At 58.6% G+C, this 25392-nt stretch carries 24 protein-coding genes and 1 tRNA gene; 12 read left to right on the forward strand and 13 right to left on the reverse strand.

All coding sequences use genetic code 11. The annotated features are described in order from the left end of the window. Position 1: 1 nt before the first annotated feature. Genes endA through pheT form a run of 4 tightly spaced genes read left to right on the forward strand, consistent with a single transcriptional unit; the run spans position 2 to position 5325 of the window. Positions 2 to 1000: a tRNA-intron lyase gene (endA, locus tag AZH53_RS06880; protein WP_319642774.1), complete on the forward strand. Its 999-nt coding sequence runs from the start codon at positions 2 to 4 to the stop codon at positions 998 to 1000. 12 nt (positions 1001 to 1012) lie between these two features. Next, the gene (locus AZH53_RS06885) at positions 1013 to 2269 is read left to right on the forward strand and encodes a tryptophan--tRNA ligase (RefSeq protein ID WP_319642775.1); all 1257 of its coding nucleotides are present in this window, start codon (positions 1013 to 1015) and stop codon (positions 2267 to 2269) included. Further along, positions 2269 to 3705, forward strand: a complete 1437-nt coding sequence (pheS, locus tag AZH53_RS06890; RefSeq protein WP_319642776.1) for a phenylalanine--tRNA ligase subunit alpha — start codon at positions 2269 to 2271, stop codon at positions 3703 to 3705. The genes AZH53_RS06885 and pheS overlap by 1 nt, the downstream gene beginning before the upstream one ends. A 3-nt stretch (positions 3706 to 3708) precedes the next feature. After that, positions 3709 to 5325 carry a phenylalanine--tRNA ligase subunit beta gene (pheT, locus tag AZH53_RS06895; protein WP_319642777.1) on the forward strand — a complete coding sequence of 539 codons (1617 nt, stop codon included), beginning with the start codon at positions 3709 to 3711 and terminating at the stop codon, positions 5323 to 5325. 35 nt (positions 5326 to 5360) lie between these two features. Here the strand turns inward: pheT and AZH53_RS06900 are convergent, their stop codons facing one another. The 3 genes from AZH53_RS06900 to AZH53_RS06910 form a co-directional block, all read right to left on the reverse strand. Then, positions 5361 to 5879: a hypothetical protein gene (locus tag AZH53_RS06900; RefSeq protein ID WP_319642778.1), complete on the reverse strand. Its 519-nt coding sequence runs from the start codon at positions 5877 to 5879 to the stop codon at positions 5361 to 5363. A gap of 108 nt (positions 5880 to 5987) precedes the next feature. Continuing rightward, positions 5988 to 6794, reverse strand: coding sequence for an imidazole glycerol phosphate synthase subunit HisF (hisF, locus tag AZH53_RS06905; RefSeq protein WP_319642779.1), 807 nt, complete (start codon positions 6792 to 6794; stop codon positions 5988 to 5990). 30 nt (positions 6795 to 6824) lie between these two features. Beyond that, complete coding sequence (locus AZH53_RS06910; protein WP_319642780.1) at positions 6825 to 8213, reverse strand: deoxyribodipyrimidine photo-lyase; 1389 nt, start codon at positions 8211 to 8213, stop codon at positions 6825 to 6827. 106 nt (positions 8214 to 8319) lie between these two features. On the opposite strand from AZH53_RS06910, the gene AZH53_RS06915 reads away from it, so the two are divergent. Then, the gene (locus tag AZH53_RS06915; RefSeq protein WP_319642781.1) at positions 8320 to 9549 is read left to right on the forward strand and encodes an adenosylhomocysteinase; all 1230 of its coding nucleotides are present in this window, start codon (positions 8320 to 8322) and stop codon (positions 9547 to 9549) included. Between the two features lie 55 nt (positions 9550 to 9604). On the opposite strand, the gene AZH53_RS06920 is transcribed toward AZH53_RS06915, so the two are convergent. The 3 genes from AZH53_RS06920 to AZH53_RS06930 form a co-directional block, all read right to left on the reverse strand. Then, positions 9605 to 10516 (reverse strand): DNA-3-methyladenine glycosylase family protein, encoded by a 912-nt coding sequence (locus tag AZH53_RS06920; RefSeq protein WP_319642782.1) that lies wholly within the window; start codon positions 10514 to 10516, stop codon positions 9605 to 9607. A 62-nt stretch (positions 10517 to 10578) separates the two neighbouring features. Beyond that, complete coding sequence (locus tag AZH53_RS06925; protein ID WP_319642783.1) at positions 10579 to 11205, reverse strand: response regulator; 627 nt, start codon at positions 11203 to 11205, stop codon at positions 10579 to 10581. A gap of 402 nt (positions 11206 to 11607) precedes the next feature. Continuing rightward, positions 11608 to 12336, reverse strand: a complete 729-nt coding sequence (locus AZH53_RS06930; protein ID WP_319642784.1) for a DUF2202 domain-containing protein — start codon at positions 12334 to 12336, stop codon at positions 11608 to 11610. Between the two features lie 237 nt (positions 12337 to 12573). Here AZH53_RS06930 and dps point away from each other — a divergent pair, with 237 nt between their 5' ends. From dps to AZH53_RS06945, 3 genes are all read left to right on the forward strand, one after another. Beyond that, positions 12574 to 13125, forward strand: a complete 552-nt coding sequence (dps, locus tag AZH53_RS06935; protein WP_319642785.1) for a DNA protection during starvation protein — start codon at positions 12574 to 12576, stop codon at positions 13123 to 13125. A gap of 142 nt (positions 13126 to 13267) precedes the next feature. Further along, positions 13268 to 14080 carry a ZIP family metal transporter gene (locus AZH53_RS06940; RefSeq protein WP_319642786.1) on the forward strand — a complete coding sequence of 271 codons (813 nt, stop codon included), beginning with the start codon at positions 13268 to 13270 and terminating at the stop codon, positions 14078 to 14080. A 177-nt stretch (positions 14081 to 14257) separates the two neighbouring features. Beyond that, a complete protein-coding gene (locus AZH53_RS06945) occupies positions 14258 to 15442 on the forward strand; it encodes a cation:proton antiporter (RefSeq protein WP_319642787.1) in 1185 nt (394 codons plus the stop codon). Positions 15443 to 15516: 74 nt separating this feature from the next. On the opposite strand, the gene AZH53_RS06950 is transcribed toward AZH53_RS06945, so the two are convergent. Next, positions 15517 to 15972 (reverse strand): CBS domain-containing protein, encoded by a 456-nt coding sequence (locus AZH53_RS06950; protein ID WP_319642788.1) that lies wholly within the window; start codon positions 15970 to 15972, stop codon positions 15517 to 15519. Positions 15973 to 16145: 173 nt separating this feature from the next. Next, positions 16146 to 16379 carry a DUF5654 family protein gene (locus AZH53_RS06955; protein ID WP_319642789.1) on the reverse strand — a complete coding sequence of 78 codons (234 nt, stop codon included), beginning with the start codon at positions 16377 to 16379 and terminating at the stop codon, positions 16146 to 16148. A 224-nt stretch (positions 16380 to 16603) separates the two neighbouring features. On the opposite strand from AZH53_RS06955, the gene AZH53_RS06960 reads away from it, so the two are divergent. Continuing rightward, positions 16604 to 18049 carry a sodium-dependent transporter gene (locus tag AZH53_RS06960; RefSeq protein ID WP_319642790.1) on the forward strand — a complete coding sequence of 482 codons (1446 nt, stop codon included), beginning with the start codon at positions 16604 to 16606 and terminating at the stop codon, positions 18047 to 18049. A gap of 49 nt (positions 18050 to 18098) precedes the next feature. On the opposite strand, the gene AZH53_RS06965 is transcribed toward AZH53_RS06960, so the two are convergent. Both AZH53_RS06965 and AZH53_RS06970 read right to left on the reverse strand, forming a co-directional pair. Beyond that, positions 18099 to 18171: transfer RNA gene (locus AZH53_RS06965), tRNA-Gln, on the reverse strand. 155 nt (positions 18172 to 18326) lie between these two features. Next, positions 18327 to 18752, reverse strand: a complete 426-nt coding sequence (locus AZH53_RS06970) for a hypothetical protein (RefSeq protein ID WP_319642791.1) — start codon at positions 18750 to 18752, stop codon at positions 18327 to 18329. Positions 18753 to 18953: 201 nt separating this feature from the next. On the opposite strand from AZH53_RS06970, the gene AZH53_RS06975 reads away from it, so the two are divergent. The 3 genes from AZH53_RS06975 to AZH53_RS06985 are packed head-to-tail and all read left to right on the forward strand — an operon-like array spanning position 18954 to position 21813. Further along, on the forward strand, positions 18954 to 20213 hold the full coding sequence (locus AZH53_RS06975; protein ID WP_319642792.1) for a 3-isopropylmalate dehydratase large subunit: 1260 nt from the start codon (positions 18954 to 18956) through the stop codon (positions 20211 to 20213). A 2-nt stretch (positions 20214 to 20215) separates the two neighbouring features. Next, positions 20216 to 20704, forward strand: a complete 489-nt coding sequence (locus tag AZH53_RS06980; protein WP_319642793.1) for a 3-isopropylmalate dehydratase small subunit — start codon at positions 20216 to 20218, stop codon at positions 20702 to 20704. Beyond that, positions 20692 to 21813, forward strand: coding sequence for an isocitrate/isopropylmalate dehydrogenase family protein (locus AZH53_RS06985; RefSeq protein ID WP_319642794.1), 1122 nt, complete (start codon positions 20692 to 20694; stop codon positions 21811 to 21813). Before AZH53_RS06980 ends, AZH53_RS06985 begins: the two co-directional genes overlap by 13 nt. 114 nt (positions 21814 to 21927) lie before the next feature. On the opposite strand, the gene AZH53_RS06990 is transcribed toward AZH53_RS06985, so the two are convergent. Genes AZH53_RS06990 through AZH53_RS07000 form a run of 3 tightly spaced genes read right to left on the reverse strand, consistent with a single transcriptional unit; the run spans position 21928 to position 25389 of the window. Next, a complete protein-coding gene (locus tag AZH53_RS06990) occupies positions 21928 to 23571 on the reverse strand; it encodes an ABC1 kinase family protein (protein ID WP_319642795.1) in 1644 nt (547 codons plus the stop codon). 25 nt (positions 23572 to 23596) lie between these two features. Further along, entirely contained in the window at positions 23597 to 24784 is a 1188-nt protein-coding gene (locus AZH53_RS06995; protein ID WP_319642796.1) for an MFS transporter, read from the reverse strand. Then, positions 24781 to 25389, reverse strand: a complete 609-nt coding sequence (locus tag AZH53_RS07000; RefSeq protein WP_319642797.1) for an METTL5 family protein — start codon at positions 25387 to 25389, stop codon at positions 24781 to 24783. Before AZH53_RS07000 ends, AZH53_RS06995 begins: the two co-directional genes overlap by 4 nt. Positions 25390 to 25392 lie beyond the last annotated feature (3 nt).

Genomic DNA, 25392 nt, shown 5'->3' on the forward strand with positions numbered 1-25392 from the left:
AGTGATTGGAAAGCGCGAGGGCACAACGGTCGTGCTGGGGAAAGATGGCACAGCACTCCATGAGCAGAGCGGTTTTGGCCGGGTCACACGGGATAAACTGACGCTTGCGCCTGAAGAAGCGCTCTATCTCGTCCACCGGAACAAGATTGAGGTGAAAGGTGAAGACTTTACCTCGCTCCTGGCGGTTTTTTCAGTAGAACATGGATTTATGCGCAGGTTTCTCGTGTATCGCGATATGCGTGAGCGTGGATATGTGATCCAGCCCGGCCCGCATGACTTCCGTGTCTTCCGGCGGGGGGAAAAACCGGGAAAGGGCCGTTCCCAGTACATGATCCGTGTGCTCTCGGAACGGGATCTGGTAAACTTCACCGAGATTGCCGCCGACGTCGGAACGACGGGAAACATGCGTAAACAGTATGTGATTGCAGTCGTCGACGATGAAGACGAGATCACCTACTACGAGGTGAAGACGGATGGGCTCAAATCAGCGGGCCCGGCGATCTCCTGCCCACCCATCGAGGCGGGGGTGTTCGGCAGTGCGGTCCTCACCCTCCAGCGGGAGGCGTTTCCTGATGATGCATGGATAGGGACGCCGTTGGATAAGACGCGGCTTCTTCTCTCGCCAATGGAAGCACTCTATCTGCAGGAACGCGGCCTTCTCGTATTCCAGCCCGATGCCGCTGCGGGAGAGGAGTTTTTCCGTCGCGCCTGCGCCGAAGACCCTGAGCTCCCCGAGAAAGGCGCCACCTACAGTCACATGCGTGACCTCGGCTATATTCCACGAACCGCATATAAATTCGGTCACCACTTCCGGGTCTATTCCGGGGGGAAAAAGCACTCGGAACTGCTGGTTCATGCCATTGCATCCGGCATCGCCCTCCCCATGAGCGTGATTTCCCGGTCTGTCCGTCTTGCCCACAGCGTGCGCAAGAAGATGCTTTTTGCATGTGTAGATCAAAAAAATATTGAATTCATAGAATTTGCCCGAATAAAATTGTAAGAGAGTCTGTCCATGGAGCAGGAGATGAACCCGTGGTCTGCAAACCAGTCCATAGATACGGAGAAATTTTTTACGGAATTCGGCATTGAACCGATTGAGACGGTTCTCGAGCACATTCCAGACCCACCGGTCTTTTTACGCCGGGGTATTGTCATCGGCCAGAGGGATTACCGCCCCATCGTCGAGGCGATGAACACCGGTGCCCCCTTCCATGTGCTCACCGGATTTATGCCGTCCGGCCATCCCCACCTCGGCCACCTGATGGTGATGAAGGAGGTCGTCTGGCATGTCCGGCAGGGAGGCAACGGATATGTTGCGGTGGCCGACCGCGAGGCTCATGCGGTCCGTAACATTTCATGGGATAAATGCGACGAATATGCACGGGAATACCTGAAATGCCTCTATGCACTGGGATATGAGGGCCAGACCTACTACCAGAGCAGAAACGCGGGAGTCAAGGACCTCGCCTTTGAGGCGGCCATCAAAATGAACTTCTCCGACCTGCAGGCGATATACGGGTTCGGGCAGGAGACGGCGCTTGCCCATGCCATGAGCGTCGCCACCCAGGTTGCAGATATCCTCTATCCCCAGACGGATGCAGGACCTGCCCCCACCATCGTCCCGGTCGGTCTCGACCAGGATCCCCATATCCGCCTGACCCGTGATGTGGCGTTCAAACTCAGGATGTTTACCGTCGAACAGCGTGACGGCTATGTGAGCGTACGGTCGAAGAACGCTCCCGAAGCCGCACTCGCGGCGGTCCACAAGGCGTTTGCCGGTTCGAAGAAGTACGAGGGGCATGTCGATATCCCCGGTGCCCCCTATGATGAGGTGAGCACGCGGGTTCGTTTCATCGAGATCGACCACGGAGGCTACGGATTCTACAGCCCGTCGGCGACCTATCACTACTTCATGCCGGGGCTCCAGGGGGGCAAGATGTCTTCCAGTATCCCGGAGAGCTCGTTCGGGTTCTGCGACCCCGACAAGGATATTAAAAAGAAGGTGATGTCGGCGCTCACCGGCGGCAGGATGACCCTCGAGGAGCAGAAGCGTCTCGGCGGCGAACCGGACAAATGTTCGGTTTATCTCCTCAATCTCTTCCACATGTGCGAGGATGACGGGGAACTCGCAGAGGTCCACCGTGCCTGTCGGGCAGGGGAACTGATGTGCGGGACCTGCAAGAAGGCGACGTGGGAGCGGGTGCGAGAGTTCCTTGCGGACTTCCGGGAGAAGATGGACGAAGTAGAACACAAGGTGGATGGAGACTGATGGAAGAACTAACGTACAATGAAAAACGGCTGATGGTCGTCCTCAATACCGTATCTGAGGCAGACCCCGCCGTCCTCGCCGGCGAACTGAACACCACCGAAGAGGCAGTGGTGCAGTTCGCCCATCTCTGTGCCGACAAGGGAATTGCCACTCTCGAACGGATGGTGAAGGTCGACTACGGACTGACCGATGAGGGACGACAGTACAGCACGCTCGGACTGCCCGAACGCCAGGTCTATGCCTCCTTCGAGGGCGAGATCCCGATGAAGGATCTCCAGGCCCATCCCCTCGCCCGCATCGCGGTCGGATGGATGAAGAAGAAGGGCTGGATTGCCATCGAGAAAGGCATGGTAAAAAAGACCGGCGAAGCGGCCGAAGGCGATGACGAGCGGGCACTCCGGGATCCGGCCGCAGGCGGGAACGGCCTCGCCGAACTCATCAAACGCGGCCTCGTCGAGGAACAGGAGACGATTTCGTACCGTATCGCCATCACCCCGGGGGGCAAGGAACTCGTCGCGGCCGGTCTTGATCTCAGGGAGGAGGTCGGCACCCTCACCCGGGAGCAGATCATCAGCGGTGCATGGAAGGACCTGAACCTGCGCCGCTACAGTGTCGGCAAACTCCCGAAGAAGGTGTGGCCCGGCAAGATTCACCCCTATCAGCACCTCATCGACGAGATGCGCCAGATTCTCCTGGAGATGGGCTTTGAAGAGATGCAGGGGAGCATCATCCAAAGCTCGTTCTGGAACTTCGATGCCCTCTTCCAGCCGCAGGATCACCCGGCACGCGAGATGCAGGACACGTTCTTCCTCAAAGAAGAGGCAGACCTGCCTGATGGGTGGGAAGGCATCCGTGATGTGCATGAACACGGTGGCACGACATCATCTGCCGGCTGGGGGGGAATCTGGAACCAGGACAAGGCACGCCAGAACGTGCTTCGTACCCATACCACCGGGCTTTCCATCCAGCATCTGGTGCAGCATCCCGAACCGCCGGTCAAGGCATTCTGTATCGGGAGGGTCTACCGGCGCGAGGCGATCGATCCCACCCATACGCCGGAATTCGAGCAGCTGGAGGGAATCGTCATGGATGAAGGCGTTTCCTTCCGCCACCTGATGGGATTTTTGAAGGAGTTTTATGCACGGATGGGATTCGAGAATGTCCGCTTCCGGCCGGGGTACTTCCCCTATACCGAACCCTCCGTCGAACCGGAAGTCTGGGTTGACGGGCTCGGGTGGGTCGAACTTGGCGGTGCGGGAATCTTCCGCGAGGAAGTGACAGCACCGTGGGGTATTACCACCCCCGTCCTCGCATGGGGCCTTGGCGTGTCCCGTGTTGCAATGCTGCGCATGGGACTGACCGACCTTCGCCAGCTCTACCGCAGTGACATCGACTGGATCAAAGAGTATCCCGCATATTCCCGAGGGAGGAACTGACACATGCCGATTATTCACCTTCCCTATAACTATCTCGAAGAACTGACCGGCACCGACCGGGAAACCATCATCGAGCGGCTGCCGATGATCGGCGCCGACATCGAACGCTTCGAGGAGGAACGCACCGACGTGGAATTCTTCCCCGACCGGCCGGACCTCTTCTCGACCGAAGGCGTGGCCCGGGCGATGCGGGGATTTCTCGGGATGGAGACGGGATGTCCCGCCTACGACGTGCAGCCATCGGGCATCTCCTTCTCGGTCGACCCGAACCTTGAAGGAATCCGCCCCTTCCTGGGCTCGGCGGTCATCCGCAACGTCTCCCTGAACGGCGAGAGGATCGAGACCCTGATGGGCCTGCAGGAGGCGCTGCACTGGGCAGTCGGCCGCGGCAGGGGAAAGGTCGCCATCGGCGTGCACGATATGGACACGGTCACAGCGCCATTTTCCTACATCGCCTCGCCGCGGGACCGGTCCTTCGTTCCCCTCGATTTCGAGGAGGAGATGACGCTCGATGAGATCATGGGGCGTCACCCGAAGGGCATCGATTATGCCCATATCGTCGACTCCTTCGACCTGATGCCTCTCATCGTCGATGCCGAGGACAACGTCCTCTCGTTTCCCCCGATCATCAACGGCGAACTGACGAAGGTGACGGAGACAACGACAAACATCCTCCTCGACTGCACGGGGACCGACGAGCGGGCGGTGATGACGGCGGTCAACATCATCTGCACCGCTCTTGCGGAGGCGGGCGCGACCATAGAGAGCGTCGAGGTGAATGGCACCCCGATGCCCTCGCTTGCCCCGCAGACCCGCCGTGTCGGTGTCGCCGAGTGCAACCGGCTTCTCGGTATCGACCTTGACGCCGCGACGATGGCATCGATGCTTGCAAAGATGCGAATCGGTGCAAAACCTGCCGGCGAGGACGTCCTTGAGGTTACCATCCCCTGCTACCGTGCAGATATCATGCATGACTGGGATGTCTTCGAAGACGTGGCCATTGCCTACGGCTTTGACAACTTCGACGCGCAACTGCCGGCATCCTTCACCATCGGAAAGGAGCACCCGGTGAATGTGATGATGGGAGCAGTGCGGCGAATCATTGCCGGACTCGGGTTTGTCGAGCTGATGCCCTTCACCCTGACGAGCGAACGCGTCCTCTTCCGCAATATGCAGCGCGAACCCGCTCCCGGCGCCCTGTGGGTCATGCACCCCATCAGCGAGGAGCAGACGACGGTCAGAACGGATATCCTCCCCCTCCTGATGGAAACCCTCCAGATCAATCACCACCGGGAACTCCCTCAGCGGATCTTTGCCACGGGCGATGTGGTGGAAGGACTCAGGACCTTCCAGAAGGTGGCCGCCGCCTCCATCCACACCGACGCAGACTTCTCGGAGATGTATGCAACCACCGACGCCCTCCTGCGCGAACTTGGTCTTGCCTATACGGTTGAGGAGTCTGCAGACCCTGCGTTCATCCCCGGCCGTCGCGGTGATATCATCGTGGACGGCAAAAAAGTAGGCGTCTTCGGGGAGATATCCCCTGCGGTGATCCTGAACTTCGAGCTGGATCAGCCCGTTGCAGCCTTCGAACTCGATCTCCGGGTTCTCAGGGCGTAATCATTTTTTTTGCGGAAATTTCAGGCCGCACATCGCTATACTTTATACCAGATATTGAAATCTGCCACGGTCAGACGGGCCCCCTGGTTCCAGACGACGACATTGAGATCCTCGTCGGATTCCACCTCGATCAGCTGATAATTGACATCGTCATACCGGGCAATGGGCATGAATTCCCCGGCATTGGTTGCCATCTTCGCCTCGAATTTTGCAAGTTCGCGGTCATTCAGGAAGAGGACAGTCACCGGTTCCTGCGAGCGCACCTCGACCTTCAGGGCATTGAATTTCTTCCCGTCCACATTGGGACCGTAGGCGAAGTAATCCCCAAGGGGATTGAGAGTGTTGGACCCTTCCCGCCATACTATCCATTCTTCCCCGGCGGCGGGTTCGATTGTAGGCACCTTTGTGGGGGAGGTTGTCAGCACGGTGATTTCCGGCGGAGAACCAGATTCCCCGCCGGAATATCCCGTGCACCCGCACAGGAATACCGCTCCGGCGAGGAGAATCATCATCGCCATCGGAAAAGCCCGTTTCACTTGTTTGGCACTGCGCATGAATGTGGATGATTCCGGCGATGCATTAAATGTTTCAAAAAGAATCAGGGAGGACGCAATGCCCCTGCGCTGCACCGCATGGCAATGGAGAGAGGCACATTGTCCCCGTCAGAGTCTGACCGGGACACCCCGTGCGGCCAGGTCTTCCTTGACCTCCCGAACCGTCATCTCGCCGAAATGGAACACCGACGCCGCCAGGCATGCGTCCGCCTTTCCCTCCACGAATCCCTCGTAGAAATGCTCTATGGCACCGACACCTCCGCTTGCAATGACCGGGATGGTCACCCGTTCGGAGATGGCCCGGGTGACGGCGATATCAAACCCGGTCTTCACACCGTCCGTCTCCATGGAGGTGAGGAGGATCTCCCCCGCACCACGCCGCTCGGCCTCCAGCGCCCACCCGACGGCGTCTATACCGGTCGGATGACTGCCGCCGTAGATGACGACTTCATACCAGCAGACGGCACCGTCCGGCAGGTCGATGGGAGTGACACCCTCACGCATCTCATAATTGCGCCGCACATCCATTGCAACTACGATACACTGGGCCCCGAACTTTGCGGCACCTTCACTGATGAGCTCCGGGTGCTGCACCGCACTCGTATTGATACTCACCTTGTCCGCACCGGCACGGAGAATCTGCTGCATATCATCGAGACTGCGGATACCGCCGCCGACCGTGAGCGGAAGAAAGAGCTCGTCGGCCGCCCGCCGGATCACATCGATGATAATCCCCCGCGCTTCTTTGGACGCGGTGATATCGAGGAAGACCACCTCGTCCGCACCCTGCTCGTTGTACCTGGCGGCAAGTTCGACGGGATCTCCCGCATCACGGAGCCCGAGAAAGTTCGTTCCCTTGACTACCCGTCCGTCTTTGATATCCAGGCAGGGAATGATACGTTTGGTGAGTGTCATTGCTGGAATAATCTCTGCAGCAGGGGCGTATTAGGGTTTTGTATCCTGCACCCCGGCACGATATCGTCTCTTCAGATCCTCCACCCGGTCGACATATGCATCGATGGCGAATTTACGGCGCAGCCCGGCATCGTTCATATACCTTACCTTCCCGAAGATCTCCCGCTCCTTCCATGCACGGTCATGCTTCCCGAAACACCAGGCGACACCCGTATAGCTGTTGGGATCCCGACCGTCGAGTTCGTACCGGTTGTTCAGAACAAGGGCGGTTGCAAAGGCCTCATCGGGCGTTGCGGACCACTCGAGGATCTTTTTCCCCCAATACATCCGCATGTATCCCTGCATCATGCCGGTGACAACCATCTCCTCCTGGGCGGCATTCCAGTAGGGATCATGCGTCCGCGCCGCCTCCAGCTCTTCCGGGGTATAGACATATGGTCGCGGATCCCCCCGGTGTTCGGAGAGCGTGGTGCGGGCCCAGTCGGGGAGTGCTGCAAAGGTGGCATGAGCGGGATTTTTCTCGGTGAAGTTGACGGCGAGTTCCCGGCGGACGATCAGCTGTTCGAGGAAGGGTTCGACGGCGTCCTTCCCGGTCGCAATGGCAGCGAGGGCCACCGAAAGCGGCGATATCTGACCGAAATGAAGGTATGGGCTGAGGTGGGAGGCGTAATCCAGCGATGGATCGTTTCTCAGGTCACCGAAATGGTCCAGCTTCTCCGCAAGAAAGACCTTCAGCAACCGGCGGGCCTCATCTGCTCCCCCCCGGTAGAGAGGGGACGGGGGCACGGATCGGTCGATGGCAGGGTCCGACAGACAGGCAGTAATATCCGCACTCTCGTGGAGCACCGGTTCATTCCTGTCAAATGGAATCTCCGGTCCGGATTCTTTCAGGGGCACGAGATAGTCAGGGAGAAGACGGTTGATCTTTCGCCGAAGCGTCGCGGCCGACCACTCCTCCTTCTCCGATGCGGTGTCGACCGGAACGACGACGTCCGACTCCACCTGAATGAAGGGAGAGGATATTTCCCGGGCAACATCAACCCGCCAGGATTTTGGTGCTGCCAGATAACTCCTGTCCGTCACCGTGCAGGCTGCACCCGCCGAGAGGCGAAGCACCTCTTCCGGCGGGTTGCCGCACCTGACCACCCACCCGATACCGCGGGCTTTGAGGGCGGCAGCCGTCTCCTCCAGTCCTTCGGCCATGAAGGCATAGTGGCGCAGATTCGCCTCCGGGTAGTCCGGCGTCCAGACAAAGCAGACGCAGAGCGGAAGTCCGAGATCATTTGCCCTCCTGACCGCATATTCAAGGGCATGATTCCCCATTGCTCGCTGCGACGCCTGCATCCAGTACAGGACATATGCCCCATCGTCCTCTACATCCCTGTCGTTCAGGGCCCGGATGCGTGACGGCTGGATCATTGATCCTCCATAGGATACAATCCTGTATAAGTATGAAACCTAATTAGGCCCCCCGACACACCTAATATGGACTGCCGCCGGTTCCCGGCGGCTACAGGTGTGGATCATGACGAATACCGGACGAAAGAAGATGGACTGGGCACGGCAGTATATGCCGGTGCTCGGTGCAATCAGGGAGCGGTTCGAGGCGGAGCGGCCCCTGGAAGGTGTGAAAATCGGCATGGCGCTGCATGTCGAGGCGAAGACGGCGGTGCTGGTGGAGACACTTGCGGCTGGCGGCGCCGAGGTGCATATTACCGGCTGCAACCCCCTCTCAACACAGGACGATGTGGCCGAGGCCTTAAACGATGTAGCCGGCGTGCACTGCTACGCGAAACGGGCGTGTGCCGTGGATGAGTATTATGCGGCCATCGACAGGGTGCTGGATGCCCGTCCCACCGTTACCATCGACGACGGCATGGACCTTATCCACCGCCTCCACACCGAACGGCGCGACCTCCTCGATGGGATCGTCGGTGGATGCGAGGAGACGACAACCGGCATTCACCGCCTCCGTTCGATGGCTGCGGACGGAAAACTCGCGTTTCCGGTCATCGCCGTCAACGACACCCCCATGAAGCGGTTCTTTGACAATGTCCACGGCACCGGCGAGAGCGCCCTCTCCTCGATCATGATCACGACCAACACCCTCATAGGGGGCAAGGCGTTCGTGGTCGCCGGGTACGGCTACTGTGGCAGGGGACTTGCACGGATGGCCCACGGCCTCGGCGCACGGGTGATCGTCACTGAAATCGATTCCCGCCGGGCCCTCGAGGCGCATATGGATGGCTACAGCGTCATGCCCATGACAGACGCCGCACGCGAGGGTGACATATTCGTGACCACCACCGGCAACACCTCCATTCTCACCGGGGAGCACTTCCCCCGGATGAAGGACGGTGTCATCCTCTCCAATGCCGGTCACTTCAATGTGGAGATCGATATCCCGTGGCTCGAGGAGCATGCAGAGTCAAAAGAGACGCGCGATGGCATCGATACCTATGTGATCAATGGCCGGCGCATCAATGTCCTCGCCGAAGGGCGACTGGTCAACCTTGCCACCCCGAAGGGCATGGGCCACCCCATTGAGGTGATGGACCTCTCCTTTGCCCTCCAGGCACTCTGCACGGAATATATCCACACCAATGGTGCGAGCCTCAACGGCGGCGTCTATGAAGTGCCCGAAGCAATAGACACCACCGTTGCCGCCATCAAACTGCAGTCCCTCGGCATCAGCATCGACACCCTGACCGAGGACCAGTGCACCTATATGAACAGCTGGGACATCGGCACATAAGGCCCCCCTCTTTTTTACAATTGCATCCCGGCAGGCTGGCACCCCCGTGCATGGATTATTTCACTCTGTTCACTCGAATCAGGTGCTCACGGTCGGCGAAAAGATATTCCTGGGCGTACCCCGCATAGAGTCCAAAATAACGCTGTCCGAATCGACGAATGGTCTCATATTCCTTTGGCGTGAGGGTCCTTGCCTGCGAGCCGACGCCGTAGCAGGTGTGCATGATTGACCGAACCCATACATCGACCGGAAACGACTCGTACCTCTGGAAGCCAAACAGGAGGATACAGTCGGCGACCTTCGGGCCCACACCCGGAAACCGCATCATCTCCCTCCTCGCGTCCTCGTACTCCATCTCCCGTATCCGTTCGGACCACTGTGCATCCACCGCGACGGCTTCGGCGGTCCGGTGAATATACCCGGCCCGGTACCCGAATGCACAGGCCTTCTTCTCTTCCGCCGGAAGGGCGGCAACCACCTCCGCCGCCGGGAAGGCATGCCCGGTTCCGGCAGGTCCGCATACCTCCTCGCCTGCACGCGAGCAGAGATTGCGCAGCATGCGCTGGATATGCGGGATGGACGTGTTCTGCGCACAGAGATAGGAGACCAGACACTCCCACGGATCCTGCCGGATTATCCGAAGACCCCGGTGTCGCCGGGCCGCCGCTTCGAGATAGCCGTCGTCACCGGCACTCCGGAGGACGGCTTCCAGGTCGACATCGAGACCAAAATACCGGATAAGGGCAGCTTCGCTGCATCCTGCGTAGGTCAGAAGAGTACCGGACTGGCGGATCACCACCGGCTTGTTGTCTATGGCCCCGTACCAGGTGCTCCCGCTGCGTTCCCACCGGAAGACCTGACCGCAGGAGAGGGTGGGGTCAAGATCAAAGGGTTGGTCGGGGGAGAGCCGGTAGGTCGGGGAAGTGGAAGGAAGGCAGGATATTTCGGGCACCACGTGTTCAGACATTGCCCCCGGTACGGTTCAATGATTGTGATCGATGCAAACCGCTGTTCAAAGAGAGGGGGATTTCATACCCTGAATATGCTGTTGTTGAGATCCCGAAGGTTCGCAGCAACCCTGTTGAGTTCCTCTACCTGCGAAGAGAGAATCACCGAAACGTCCTGAAGGTCTATCTGCTCCCGGTCTATGGAGGCAACCATTCCTTCAAGGCTCGTCTTCACCTGCTCGACCGGATTTTCCAGTTTGTTCGTCACCGCGGAGAGATATGCCAGTTTTTCGGCCTCTGCCCTGAGAGCCCGGTGCTTATAGACTGCCGTCTCAATCGAGGTATAGAGTTCACGGGGGCGGATTGGTTTTATCAGGTAGCCGAAGGGGTTGGTCTTGATCGCCCGTGAGAGGGTCGTGTCATCCGAGTATGCTGTTAAAAATATCACAGGGATGTCCAGCCGACGACATATCCTGTTCGCAGCTTCGATGCCATCCATATCCCCGTTGAGGCGGATGTCGACAAGGGCAAGGTCCGGTTCGTTCTCTATTGCAAGTCGTATCGCATCCGCGCCGTTGGTTGCCCGCCCGGCTATCCGGTATCCGAAATCACGTAACGAGTCTTCCAGTGCCATCGCGATGATGACCTCATCCTCCACAAAGAAAATGCTCCTGTCCGTCAGGTCGTCCCCCGCACCCGTACCGTTCATCACCATTCCTTGGACCCAATCCCTACATAAAGGTACTTCAGGAGGCCTTGCGAAGACCCGGAATCAGAAATAACTGAAATTATTCACCTGAATCAAAAAAAACAATCATAATGGCGATTTTTTCAACCGCCACTCCCCCTCTGAAAGAGGAATTTGCCAATAACGGCAATATCACATTATTCTGCCCGATCATGAAAAGCGAGTGATTTCAGACCTTCTTTCAAGAAATCACACCGTCCATAGAGATGTCGCACCCGTCCGTTTGCCTGCGCGACCTGATATTCAATGGGGCTTGGACAGCGTTTAAGGAGGATATTCACAGGAAACAGGATCATGCTCATTCCTCTGCCACCATACTCAACGGGATGGTAAGGGAGGGATTGTCCAGTCCCCTGTCGAAGGTCAGGTAAACCCTCCCGGCCGGACGGGGGTGGAGACGATCTCTTCATACTCGTCTTCCGTCAGGACTTTGGGGGTATAGGATTCACCCTGCTGTTCGAGGTTTCGCACAAATGCCCGCAGGTGATTCTCCGAACCACGCATCAGGTTTTCATAGACATAGCCGATATCGGCCTTGTCGGTCCGTGAGAGGGCGTCCTGAAGATCCACGATATCCGTCTCTTCCACAAGAGCGGCGGAACGGAGAGCGTCTTGCGGAGACTGGAGACCGGAGTCGATCAGGCTGTCATACAATGCCTGGAGTTCGGCATTGGCAAACTCTCCGGGGATGTTGATCCGGGAGGATGGTTCCAGCCCGTATCGTTCGACAAGGACGGAAACACTGTCCATATGCGTCTGCTCTGCGTTCCCGATGTTCCTGAATACCTGCATTCCCCAGGTCTCGTAGAAGACCGCATACACATCGCGGGCCAGTTTCTCTTCTTCCTGCATGAAGAGAATATCCGATTCCTCTTCCGCCGAAAGGGTGCCAACGGGATACCTGTCAATGAAGGATGCAAGGGTCCCCGGCTCCAGCACGGTTGCATAGGAATCTTCTCCTGCAGGAACGGTCGGTTCGACGGTTGCGGTCGGTTCGGTGGCCGGTTGCTGATCAGTAGTACACCCCGGGCTCATCACCGCCACGAGGCAGATGATCAGAACGAGGGGTAAAAGCGCAATCCTCTGCGTCATGAGATGGGTTAGGGCCATAAGAAGCAATAATAATTGGGGCGGGTCGCAATCGAACGACATGCGGAGTTTCACCCGTGATTACCGGGAGCCTGAACCATCAGCCCACAATGGCAGAAAGGTACGGGTGAACATGGAGGAGCGCGTCCGGCAGATGAGCATCCCCGGGAGCATGGGGGGGACCCATACGTTTTTTAAGCCATGAAGGTGAGTATCGGGCGTTCCAGGAGGTGGAACAGTATGGCAACAGTTACACGAAAAATGGTGGAGGATGCAGGAGTTGATGTCGATCATCTCGTCAGTCTGCTGGTAAAAAATGCGGCGGCCGAACTGACGACCTTTTACTACTACACGATTCTGCGGGTCAACCTGATCGGCCTGGAGGGCGAGGGGCTCAAGGAGATCGCCGAAACGGCACGAATCGAGGACCGGAATCACTTCGAGGCGCTGGTCCCCCGTATTTATGAACTGGGCGGAGAACTCCCTGCAGACATGGTGGAATTCCACAACATCTCCGGGTGCCCTCCGGCGTCCCTGCCCGACGACCCGACCGATGTCGTCGCGATGATCAGGGTCCTGCTGCAGGCAGAGCAGTGTGCGGTCCGCCAGTACACCCATATCTGCAACCTGACGGCAGGCAAGGACCACCGGACCTATGATCTGGCCCTCTCAATCCTTCATGAGGAGATCGAGCACGAATCATGGTTCTCGGAGTTCCTCGGCGAAGGGCCGTCGGGACATTTCCTCCGGCGGGGGGAGACGTCACCGTTCGTCTCAAAGTTCCTGCGGTAGGGAGGGAAAACCCTTCCCCCTTTGCGACCGGACGAATGAGCTGAACAGCTTCGGATTTTGAATGGAAACCATCAAATGGGTGCGGTATGTGCGGGCGGCCTTCACATCCGGACCTGCATGGCACCCCGCCGGGTGAATCACAATGTGGGAATTCTTCCTCAATCTCAATCATGTGACGCAGGCGCTTCTGGCAGGTCTCTTTACCTGGGGGTTGACGGCGCTCGGGGCAGGGACGGTATTTCTGACGAGGGAGGTGAACAGGAAATTTTTGGATGTGATGCTCGGGTTTGCCGGCGGGGTGATGATCGCGGCGAGTTTCTGGTCGCTTCTTCTCCCGGCGATTGAACTTTCGGCGGGAGGATCTCTCCCGGAATGGCTCCCCGCCGCCATCGGATTCATCCTGGGGGGAATCACTCTCGGTGCCCTCGACAAGATGCTTCCTCATCTACACATAGGATTTCCCGATGAAGAGGCCGAAGGGATCTCGACCTCCTGGCACCGGAGCACGCTTCTCATCCTTGCCATCACGATGCACAACATCCCCGAGGGGCTTGCCGTGGGCGTTGCATTCGGGGCCCTTGCCGCAGGATACCCCGTCGAGACCCTCACCGCGGCCGTCGCTCTTGCCATCGGCATCGGCATTCAGAACTTCCCCGAGGGCATGGCCATCTCGATGCCCCTTCGAAGGGAAGGGTTCTCCTCACTGCGAAGTTTCTGGTACGGCCAGCTCTCCGGCCTCGTCGAACCGGTCGCAGCGGTCGCCGGGGCGGCTGCGGTGATCATCGCCAAACCCATCCTCCCCTATGCCCTCGCCTTCGCCGCGGGTGCGATGATCTTCGTCGTCATCGAAGAGGTTGTCCCGGAGTCGCAGCGAAACGGGAATGCGGATGCCGCGACGTTCGGGGCGATGCTTGGGTTTGTTGTGATGATGATTCTCGATGTGGGGCTGGGGTGAGGATGATACGAAACAGCCACTGAACCTCCATCCATCCCAGGAAGGAATGCCAAAACAGGCTTTCGGATCCGGATACGTCGGATTAAGGCCACCCGTATCCGAAACGACATGGATGCCGGTTTTTCAATTATTCCCCGCCCAAGCACTTTTCACCCCCCACAGCGGATAGTCCATTGAATGGACGTCATCCTGGAGATCCTCCTGCTCCTCATCTGTGCCAAGCTCTTCGGCGAGCTCGTGGAGCGGGCGGGGTACCCGGCCCTCATCGGGGAGATTGCCGCAGGTATCCTCCTCGGCCCCTCCCTCCTCGGATGGGTCTCCACGAATGAGACGATCGAGATATTTGCCGACATCGGTATCATTGCGCTCCTTTTTGTGAGCGGAGCGGAAATGAACCTGAAGTCATTCCTGGAACGGCGCAATATCGCGGTCACAACGGCGGCGGCAGGCGTTGTGATCCCCTTTGCCGCCGGAGCGCTCCTCGGGTATCTCCTGCACTTCTCCCAGGAAGAGACACTCTTTGTAGCGATTGCCCTCTCCATCACCTCCATCGGTGTTTCGGTCAGGATTCTCGTCGATTACAAACAGCTGAATACGGACGTCGGGACCGCCATCGTAAGCGCCGCGGTCCTGGATGACATCATCGGGATTGTGCTCCTCGGCATCCTCTCCGCTGTTGCGATGCCGGGGACCACGCTTGCCGCTGAATCGCTCTCCATGGGACTTCTCATCGCAGCCGTGTTTCTCGTACTCTTTGTTCTCATCGCACCCCGGGCTCTCCGGTGGATCTTCGATTGGGCGCGAAAGACTGAGACACACGAGATGGTCTATTCGATTGCCCTCATCCTCGCCATCGGGAGCGCCTGGCTCTCCCACACCGCAGGGCTGCATTACTCCATCGGGGCGTTTATCGCAGGTCTCATCCTCGGCGACCAGATTCGAAAGGACCGTCTCCTCTTCGACAGCCTGATGGACTTCGGGTTCGGATTCTTCGTGACCTTCTTCTTTGCGTCCATCGGCCTTCTGTTCAGTTTTACTGCGGAGACATTCCTCTCCCCCTACATCATCCCCCTCGTCGTTGTGGCGATCGCAGGCAAGGTTCTGGGGGGATATATCGGGTCCATCCATTTCCTGAAAAAAACACAGGCCATCCTCGTCGGCCTCGGGATGATGCCGCGCGGGGAGATCGCACTCGTCGTTGCAAAGGTGGCCCTTGTCGGAGGCCTTATCGGGAGCGCTCTCTTCTCCGCCGTGACCGTGATGGTGATTGCAACGATCATCATCACCCCCCTCCTCATGAAGCATGCGTTCAAATGGGCGAACCTCCCCGGAAAGGAATCATCCCAGGACGCCGGTTCATAAAAAAGGGCAATGAGCCATCTTCATGCATGCTCCGGTTTTACCATGCCCGGCGAAACTTCCCGCAAATACAAAGGTTATATATGCCCTTCACGGACCAGAAACGCAATAATATCGCACATCTCCACCAGTCCCAGGGCGATGCCGTCATCATTGACCACCAGCACATCGGGATGCCTATTCTTTTCCATCGCCTGAAGAGTCTCCGCCACTGTCGCCGAGTCCGGGACCGTCACATGACTACGGGTCATGAGCTCAGAGGCATGTTTTGCCGCACTCTTGTGCAGACACTCCAGGCACCCAAGTTTTCGCCTGCTCCGGATACCCATGCCGGGGGTAATCGCGGAGAGAAGATCCATCCGGGTGATGATCCCCAGAAACCGGCACTCCTCGTCGCAGACGATGATGTCGACACATCCACGTCGGGTAAATGATTGGTAGATATCGGCCACCGGCGTCTCCGGGTGGACACGGGCAAAGTCCTCCTGCATGATCTCGGTGATGGGTGTGTCTTCGGGGTCTGGTTTGTCCACGGTTCGGGTCTCTCCTCTCCATACGATGTGGATAGTGTGTGATCAGCATCGCAGGAGATATATATAGCGGCGGGTGTCGCCGAAAGAGCCTTCGCTGAGAGAAGACCACAGCCCCGATTCTTCAGGTGGTGCTCTGTCCGACACCTGCCCTCCCTCGGTGAGTCACTCTCCCCTTATTCTTCAGCCTTTGCCTTGTCGGCAAGTCGTGCTATCCAGATGGTGACAATTACCGCGATGATTGTTACAATGACGGCATAGGCAAGCATTGCCGGGATGTTTTCGGCGGTCCCGAACACCTCTGCGAAGATCGCCTGAATCGCACCGTTCCATGCGAGAGCGGCGACCAGACCGAAGGCCACGGTCAGGAGTGCCGCAATCTTTTCGATTATTTCTCCTTTGAGTGCCATAGCGGATTCATATCACAGTATCCTATAAAAATGCGTCTCTCACCCGGGGATCTCCCATTCATGGAGTCTGATATTCCTTTCTTTCATTTTGGCAGGATTCCCACTTCCCTCTCCACCCCGGCGACGTGGAACGCCTCTGCGCATCAGGCATACCCGTCCCGGACCCACGGACACACATATATCCCCGGACGACACTACCTCCTGCATTTACGGAGGGGTATGCTTTGGAGCAGTGGTCTTCACGAGCAGGGTTCCTGCTGGCAGCGATCGGGTCGGCGGTCGGCATCGGCAATATCTGGCGGTTCTCCGCGGTGGTCGGGCAGAATGGCGGCGGGGCCTATCTCATCCCCTACCTCATCGCGGTCTTCCTCTTCGCCATGCCCCTTATGATCCTCGAATTTTCAATGGGTCGTCACTTCCGGGCAACGGTGGTCTCTGCATTCAGGAGCGTGCGCCCACGGTTTAATATAATCGGCTGGTTGCTGTGCGCGATCCTCTTCATCGTCCTCAGTTACTATCTGGTGATTACCGGCTGGACGCTCGCGTATGCCCTCTTCTCCGCGACGGGGTCCATGACGACCTTCGCCGGGTTCACCGCCACCTACCAGCCGGTTGCCTTCTTCGTTCTCGCTGCCCTCGCGACGGGCCTCGTGGTATCCATCGGTGTGCAGAAAGGGATTGAGAAGATCTCCGTCGTGATGATTCCCCTCTGCATCCTCATCCTTCTTGCCCTCGCCCTCATCGGCACCACTCTTCCCGGGTTTGCCGACGGGATGCGGTATTTTCTCACCCCGGACTTCTCGGTGCTTGCAAACCCGCTCATCTGGAGTGCCGCCTTCGGTCAGGCGTTCTTCTCCCTCTCGGTCGGGCAGGGGATTCTCCTCACCTACGGAGCCTACATCCCCCGGAATATCAGTCTGCCGCGCTCCGCCCTCATCATCACTCTCGCAGATCTCAGTGTGGCCTTTCTTGCCGGCACAGTCATCTTTCCCGTTGTCTTCTCCTTCGGATTTGCCCCCACCATCGGTTCGGAACTCGCATTCTCCACCCTCCCGAAGGCATTCGCCCAGATGCCCGGTGGCCAGCTCTTCGCGGTCGCCTTCTTCTTTGTGCTCTTCTTTGCCGCAATCACCTCTGCCGTCTCCATGATGGAGGTGAGCGCCGCCGCTCTCCGGGAGACTCTTGGATGGACACGCCGCCGCACTACCCTCCTTTTGACCGGGGGTATCATCGCCCTCGGGCTCCCCTCGGCACTCAGCTACAGCGGATTTTCCCTGACAATAGCCGGGGTGCGGGTACTCGATTATCTTGACGAAACAGTGGGTACGCTCGGCATCCCTATCGCTGCCCTCCTGACATCGGTGACCTTCACCTGGTTCCTCGAGAAAAGTGTGCTTGAATCGCAGATTGATGCAGGGGGACGGGTGACCGCAATCGTTCTTCCACTCTGCAAATACGTGATCCCCGCCGTCCTCATTCTCACCACGGGATACCGGCTGTTTGCGAATGTCGATTTCCCCGGGACACGTCTCATTCCCGGAACGGAGTTCATCGGCACCCCCGCCGAGGCGGCAGGGATCGCCATAATCCTCATTCTGCTCCTCATAAACATCCTCGTCATATGCAGAATGTGGGGGTGCAGGCTCCCATCGTGGATGAGGAGAGGCTGACGGGAGGAATCTACCGTTTTTAACCATGGCAGACACCATCAAAAATAGATACCCCCGGGCGGATTCGAACCGCCGTAACCGGCTCCAAAGGCCGGTATGATTGACCACTACACCACGGGGGTCCGCAGGCATTTCCGGAAAGGTATCACAAATCCGGACTGCACTATAGATATGCCTCACGCAGATTTATTGCTTCGGTCATGGACGAGGGAAAAGAGAAGGACGGGCTGTGACACCCGTACCGGGTGCCGTCCCGTATGGCAGATCGGTTCGATCGTCAGATGACCTCGACCAGCGCCCGCACATCGGCCCCGCCGAGCTTCATATTGGAAAATTCTGCGTTGACAGTTGTCGATTCTCCCGGTTCTATTCGTCCGACTTCAACGATCTTCGTGCCAAGCTGACGCGGTTTGTCCACCGGACCGTCGACGACGGTGACATTCAGCTTGAGACCGTTGACAGCCATTATGCCGTCATTTGTAACCTCGATCGTATAGATGGCATAATTGGCCATCGTCCGTTCCTCGATAACCTCGGCAGATATTGTCTCCTCCGATACCGGCGACGTGCACCCTGCGCTGCAGAGAAGAAGAACCAGGGACAATCCGGCAAGCAGTATGACCGTCGCACCGCTCCGCATGTTCATCCCACCCATGGCCCGGGGAACCAGACCCCCCGGTAGAGAGAAATCTCTTATATTCATCTAAAACACCCCAGTTCATTTTGGGGAATCCATAGGCAATAAATACATAGGACTTTGAATTCGGGGAAACAGAATCGTGCGCCACACGTATGACACGCGTGAAACGGCATTTTCCAAAGTGCACCAGATATTTAATTTTATTTTTTGCGGCACGGTGCATTGAATAGCCTTAAGGCGTAAGATAAGCATGAAGGGAACACAATGTCCGCAACCATATCCGAAAAAATCTTTTCAGCCCGGTGCGCACAAGACGTCCGTGCCGGGGATGTGATGATGGCGCCCGTCGATGCCGCGATGATCCATGACATCACCGGACCTCTTGCCATCGACAAATTCGTGGAGATGGGGGGGACCACCGTCTTCGACCCGGCAAAGGTCATTCTCCTCTTCGATCACCAGGTTCCCGCAGACTCCATCCCGGCGGCGAAGAACCATGTCATGATGCGCCGGTTTGCCGATGATCAGGGCATCCTCAACTACGACGTCCACGAGGGGGTCTGTCACCAGGTTGCCGTGGAGAAAGGCCGTGTTCTCCCCGGAGACATTGTCGTCGGGTCGGATTCGCACACCTGCACCTACGGTGCGGTCGGTGCCTTTGCAACCGGTATCGGGTCGACCGACATGGGCTTTGCCCTCCGGTTCGGCGCTCTCTACTTCCGCATCCCGGAGAGTATCCGGGCGGATGTGTCCGGCGCCTTTGCACCACGCGTCGGGGCAAAGGACCTCGTACTTTCCATCATCGGCGACCTCGGGGCCGACGGGGCCACCTACAAGGCGGTGGAGTTTACCGGTTCCGCAATCGAGGGAATGGATATTCCCGGCAGGATGACCTGCTGCAATATGGCAATCGAGATGGGCGGCAAGGCAGGCATCGTCCCTCCGGATGCAACGACCCGTGCCTACCTCGCCGCAATAGGTGCCCGCACCACCCGGGAGGAGGATCTCACTCCTGATGATGATGCCACCTACGCGGCATGGAAGGACTATGACGTCACCGACCTTGCGCCCCAGGTCGCCGTCCCGCACAATGTCGACAACGTGGTCGACGTCACCGAGGTCGCCGGCACCCCCGTCAATCAGGTCTTCATCGGTTCCTGCACCAACGGCCGGTATGAGGACTTCGTCGAAGCAGCCGAGGTCCTCAAAGACGGATGCTTTTCCCCGGACATCCGCGTAATCATCGTCCCCTCATCCCGGACCGAATACCTGAAGACTCTCCGGGCGGGCCTTCTCGAGCGGTTCGTCGAGGCGGGCGCGATCGTCGAGGGCCCGTCCTGCGGCCCGTGCATGGGGGGCGCCTTCGGGCTCCTTGCCCCCGGAGAGGTCTCGCTGTCGACCTCGAACCGCAACTTCCGGGGCAGGCAGGGCAGCACGGAGGCGGAGGTCTATCTCTGCTCCCCGGCAACGGCGGCGGCGAGCGCGATGTCAGGTGTCATCACCGACCCGAGGGAGGTGGCCTAAAGATGCGGGTCTGGAAATTCGGCGACGATATCGACACGGACGCGATCATCCCGGGCAGGTTCCTGATCATCTACGACCCGGCCGAACTGGCGACGCATGCATTCGAGGGGACAAGGGACGACTTTGCCCGTGAGGCACGCAAGGGAGATATCATCGTCGGCGGGAAGAACTTCGGGTGCGGGTCGTCCCGCGAACACGCACCGCTGGCCCTCAAGGGAGCAGGCATCACCGTGGTCGTTGCACGATCCTTTGCACGGATATTCTACCGCAACTGCATCAATACGGGCGTCCTCCCCGTCATCTGTCCGAACGCGGATACCATCGGGGAAGGCGACACGGTCGAGATATTCCCCGACGAGGGCTACCTGACGGCAAACGGTATCCGCCACGACATCGAACCGGTCCCCCCCTTCATGCGAAAGATCATCGCGGCGGGCGGGCTCGTCGAATATGCACACATCATAAAGGAGCTGGAATTATGTACAAAGTAGCGTCCATCGGCGGCGACGGCATCGGGCCCGAGATCATCGGTGCGGGCAAAACGGTCCTCGACGCGGCAGGAGAGAAGTTCGGGTTCGATATTGACTGGACCGACTATGACATCAGTGCTGACCGGTACCTGACAACAGGAGACCTCATCACAGAGGAGGAACTGGCAGAGCTCAAAGGCTACCGGGCCATCTACTTCGGCGCCATCGGCGATGACCGGGTGACCCCGGGGATCCTCGAGAAGGGCATCCTCCTTGCGATGCGGTTCGCCTTTGACCAGTACGTCAACCTCCGGCCGGTGAAGATGCTTGCCGGGACGAAAACGCCCCTTGCAAACAAGGGACCGGAGGACATCGACTTCGTCGTCGTCCGCGAAAACACCGAAGACTTCTACGTGGGCATCGGATCCCGGTTCACCGGCGGGCGGGAGACAAAGGAGCTGGAGGTCGTCCGCGACCTCTACCAGGTGAAATTCGGCCTCGACGTGACGACCGATGCCGAGGAGATAGCCTACCAGATCGGCATCATCACAAAAGAGGCGTCCGCCCGGGTCATGGACTACGCCTTTGCGCTGGCGATGAACCGGGAGAAGAAGGTCAGCTCGGTCGACAAGGCAAACGTCCTCTCCGACGTGTATGGTCTCTGGCGTGATGTCTTCACCGAGACCGCCGCCCGCTACCCTGAGGTCACCACGGAGTTCAACTTCGTCGACGCGGTGACCATGTGGTTCGTCAAAAACCCCGAATGGTTCGATGTCGTGGTCACCCCCAACATGTTCGGGGATATCATCACCGACCTCGGCGCAATGATCCAGGGAGGGCTGGGCCTTGCACCCGGCGGCAACATCAACCCGGAGGGGACCTCGATGTTCGAACCCATCCACGGGTCGGCACCGAAGTACAAGGGGATGAACAGGGCAAACCCGCTTGCCACCATCTGGGCGGGTTCCCTTCTCCTCGACCACCTCGGAGAACATGCAGGGGCGGCGGCGGTGGTCGGTGCCATCGAGGCGAGCATCGCCGCCGGTGCCACCACCGTGGATCTCGGCGGGTCGCTTGGGACAAGCGACGTCGGCGACTGGATTGCGGATTATCTCCTGAAGACGAGCTGATACCTCTCTTGAGGGGAAATATCCCCCATTTGCAAATATACTATTTTTCAGGCCGGATTTCGGCTCTATGGTCGCTACAGAAGAACGTCATGCACTACGACAGACCCTTAACTCTCAGCTCTTCAGCCTCCAGACCCGGTAGATGGAGACGAGCCCGATGATGACCGCGATGATGTACCCAAAGAGGGCCGCGTTATACGGGATACTGCCCTTTTCATCGGAGAGAAAGAGCATCAGCGACGACCCGATGACGATGGCTGCGGTGATGAGGCCAATCAGGAGATTGTTCGAGGCGCGGTCGATGGAGTTTGCGAGGCGGGCAATGTCCGTTCCGACGACTTCAATTTTCACACTACCATCGGTTGCCTTCATGAGCGCCCGGTTGATCACATGCGGCAGGGAGATGAAGTCGTCGATAACATCGAACGTATCCTTGGTAAAGCGTTTCAGGGTGCTCCGGGAGAAGAAACTCTCCCGTTCGATCTCCGCCACATAGGGGCCGACCTCCTCGGAGAAATGGAAGTGCGGGTCCAGCTTTTTCCCGGTATCAAGTACCATGATGATGACCTTGAGGGCCTGCATCAGGCTCATGGGAACCACCAGCCGATACCGGTTCAGAAGGCCCGGCACCTGCTTCATGAGCCCCCCCAGATCAAACTGCCGGATGTCGTACCCGGAATACTCCCTGAGGATCGTGTAGGTCTCGTCCTTGAAGGAATCGAGGATGCGATCATCGAGATCCACCCCAAGGTCGCGGAACGATGCGATGATCTCATCCACATCGTTGTCGAGAAATCCCATCAGGAGGGCAACAAGGGCCTCCCTCCGCTCGGGCCGGAGAATTGCAAACGCCCCGAAATCCAGAAAGACGAGGTCCCCCTTCATATCCACGAGGAGGTTGCCCCCGTGTGGGTCTGCGTGGAAGAACCCGTATTTGAGGATCTGCTTGATATAGGATTTGATGCCGCGATTGGCGATCTTCTTGGTGTCGAACCCGAGGATCCGTATCGCGTCCACGTCATCGACCCGGACTCCCCGGATATATTCCATGACGAGGAGTCGTGGCCCCGAATACTCCCAGTGAATACGCGGCACCCGCACAGCAGGAACTTCGGTGACGATCTCCCGCAGACGGTCGGCATTCTTTCCGTCGTTGACAAAATCCAGCTCCTTTTGGATCTGGACCGAGAATTCCCTGACGACCCCGCTCGGATTATAGATTTTATACTCGGGAAAATTCTTCTCGACCCGTTCGGCAAGGGAGGCGAGGATCTTCAGGTCCACCTCTATGATGTCTTCTATGCCCGGACGCTGGACCTTGACCGCCACCACTGTCCCGTCCCTGAGCATTGCCCGGTGGACCTGTGAGAGCGAAGCCGATGCGGTCGGCACCTCTTCAAAATATGCGAACGTCTTCTCGATCGGGCCGCAGTATTCTTCTATGGTTCCCCGAACCTCATCGAAGGGGACAGGTTTTACCCTGTCAGTAAGGGCCTGCAGCTCCTCAATGAGCTCCGGGGGGAGCATCTCCCTTCGGGTGCTTACCATCTGCCCGAATTTGATGAATGTCGGCCCCAGTTCCTCAAGGGCAAGGCGCACCCGTTCATACTCGCTCAGGTATATCTCCGGCTCTTTCTTCCTCCTGAACGGACGCCGCCGGGTTGTTGTGCCGGGATACATCTGTTCCAGGGCAATGCCAAAGCCATACTTGATGAGGATGTCGGCGATCTGTCCATATCGCCTGAACCGGGTTACCATGGGTAACCGAAAATAAGCGGTGCACCTAAATATCCTTTCTCTGTGCCGATACCGACCGCCTCCATGGATAGGGGACGAGGAAGAAGAGCACGAGGGCAACAAGGACCGGCAGGACAAAGAGTTGCATCGATGCGGCAAGGCTCGTCATATCTGCATAGAAACCACTGACCGCCACCCCTGCCCCCCCCGCCCCTACGGCAAGACCGAGCATCAGTCCGGAGACCAGGCCGACATTGCCGGGAACCAGTTCATGTGCCATGGTAACCGTCGTCGAGAAGGTGGACCACAGGGCAAATCCGAATGCGATGAGAAACACAAACGACAGCATCCCGGACGTTGCCATGAAGAGCAGGAAGAACGGGATGGAGAGTGCGGTAAAGAAGAGCACAAGCTCCTTTCTCCCATAGGTATCCGAGAGGGTGCCGACGATCACCTGTCCGAGCACTCCGGCAAAGAGCATGCAGGAGACGAGAAGGTTGGCGGAGACGATGTCGAGCCCCTTGACCTGGTGCAGGAAGGTCGGAAGAAACGCCACTGAACCGAATATCGCCCAGGCCCGAAACGCCGAACCGCTGACGAGGATCCCTGCTGCACGGACCATTCGCCGCTGGTCCGCCACGTCACCGCCGACCATCCGGGGAGGCTGCGGTATCGCCGCCACCTCCTGTTCCGACGGGAGAATGCGGTGGAGGACAAACGCCATGAGGACGGCAGGGATCACCATAAGGGCCAGACCATGAAGTCCGTAGAGGGCCACCAGACCGCCGGCAATGATCGGCCCCACGGCAAAGCCGATGTTGCCCCCCACCACGAAGAAGGAGGTGAGCCGCCCGCGGGCCGGGCCGTGCGCCAGCCGGGAGACGAGCCCGAGCGCAGCCGGGTGGAAGAGAGCATGCCCAAGCGCCGCACAGACGGCAAAGAGAAGGATCACCCAGTATGACTGCACCAGCCCGATGGCCGATATGAAGACCGCACAGATGAGTATCGTCACCTTCACCGGGACGGCCTTCCCCCGTGCGTCGTAGAGCCACCCGAAGACCGGTTGGGTAAACGAGGAGGTCAGATTCCACACCGTGACGATGAGCCCAGCCATGAAGTAGCTATAATTGTTCTGGACAATGAGGAGCGGAAGAATGGCGGCGATGACCGGGGAGTAGATGTCGGTCACCACATGCGCCGCAGAGAGGCCGAAGATGGCACGTGTCTCGTTCATGCTCCCTCCTCCCGCACGATGCGGATGAATTCCACCGGGATCGTCACCCGGTCCTTCGTGTGATGCGCAAAGGTTCGCGAGATGGGAAACCGGTGTGTGATGAGCGTATCCACCACCCCGCGGCCACGGATGTAGGCCTCCACAAATCTCGCCGACCCGGCATTGAAGATCCCCCACACCACCTCTGCAGATGCGAGCCCCGCATCGATGAACGGTCGGTCGGCATGGACACGCTGGGCACCAAAGGGCGGGTTCATGATCACGGAGTCAGCGGGCGGGACGGTCATTCCGGCGATATCTCCTTCCAGAAAGGTGATATCCGCATCGATGCAGGCTGCATTGCGCCGTGCCACATCCAGGGCCGCCCCGTCGATATCGATGCCGATCACTTCACCGGCGCCGAGCATCCACGCACCGCACGAGAGAATCCCCGCACCGCACCCGAGGTCAAGCACCCGGAGGCCCCGAATGTCCCCCCGCCGGTCTGCCTCATGGAGAAACCGCGCCGCCACCGTTGCAGGCGTGGCATACTGCTCGAGGGCCGCCTCGGGCCGTTCGAACCCCTCCAGAGTCTCGAGTTCCATCTCCAGGTGCCGGATTTTCACGAA

The organism is Methanovulcanius yangii, from assembly GCF_018687785.1.
In the GTDB taxonomy this organism is placed as follows: domain Archaea; phylum Halobacteriota; class Methanomicrobia; order Methanomicrobiales; family Methanomicrobiaceae; genus Methanovulcanius; species Methanovulcanius yangii.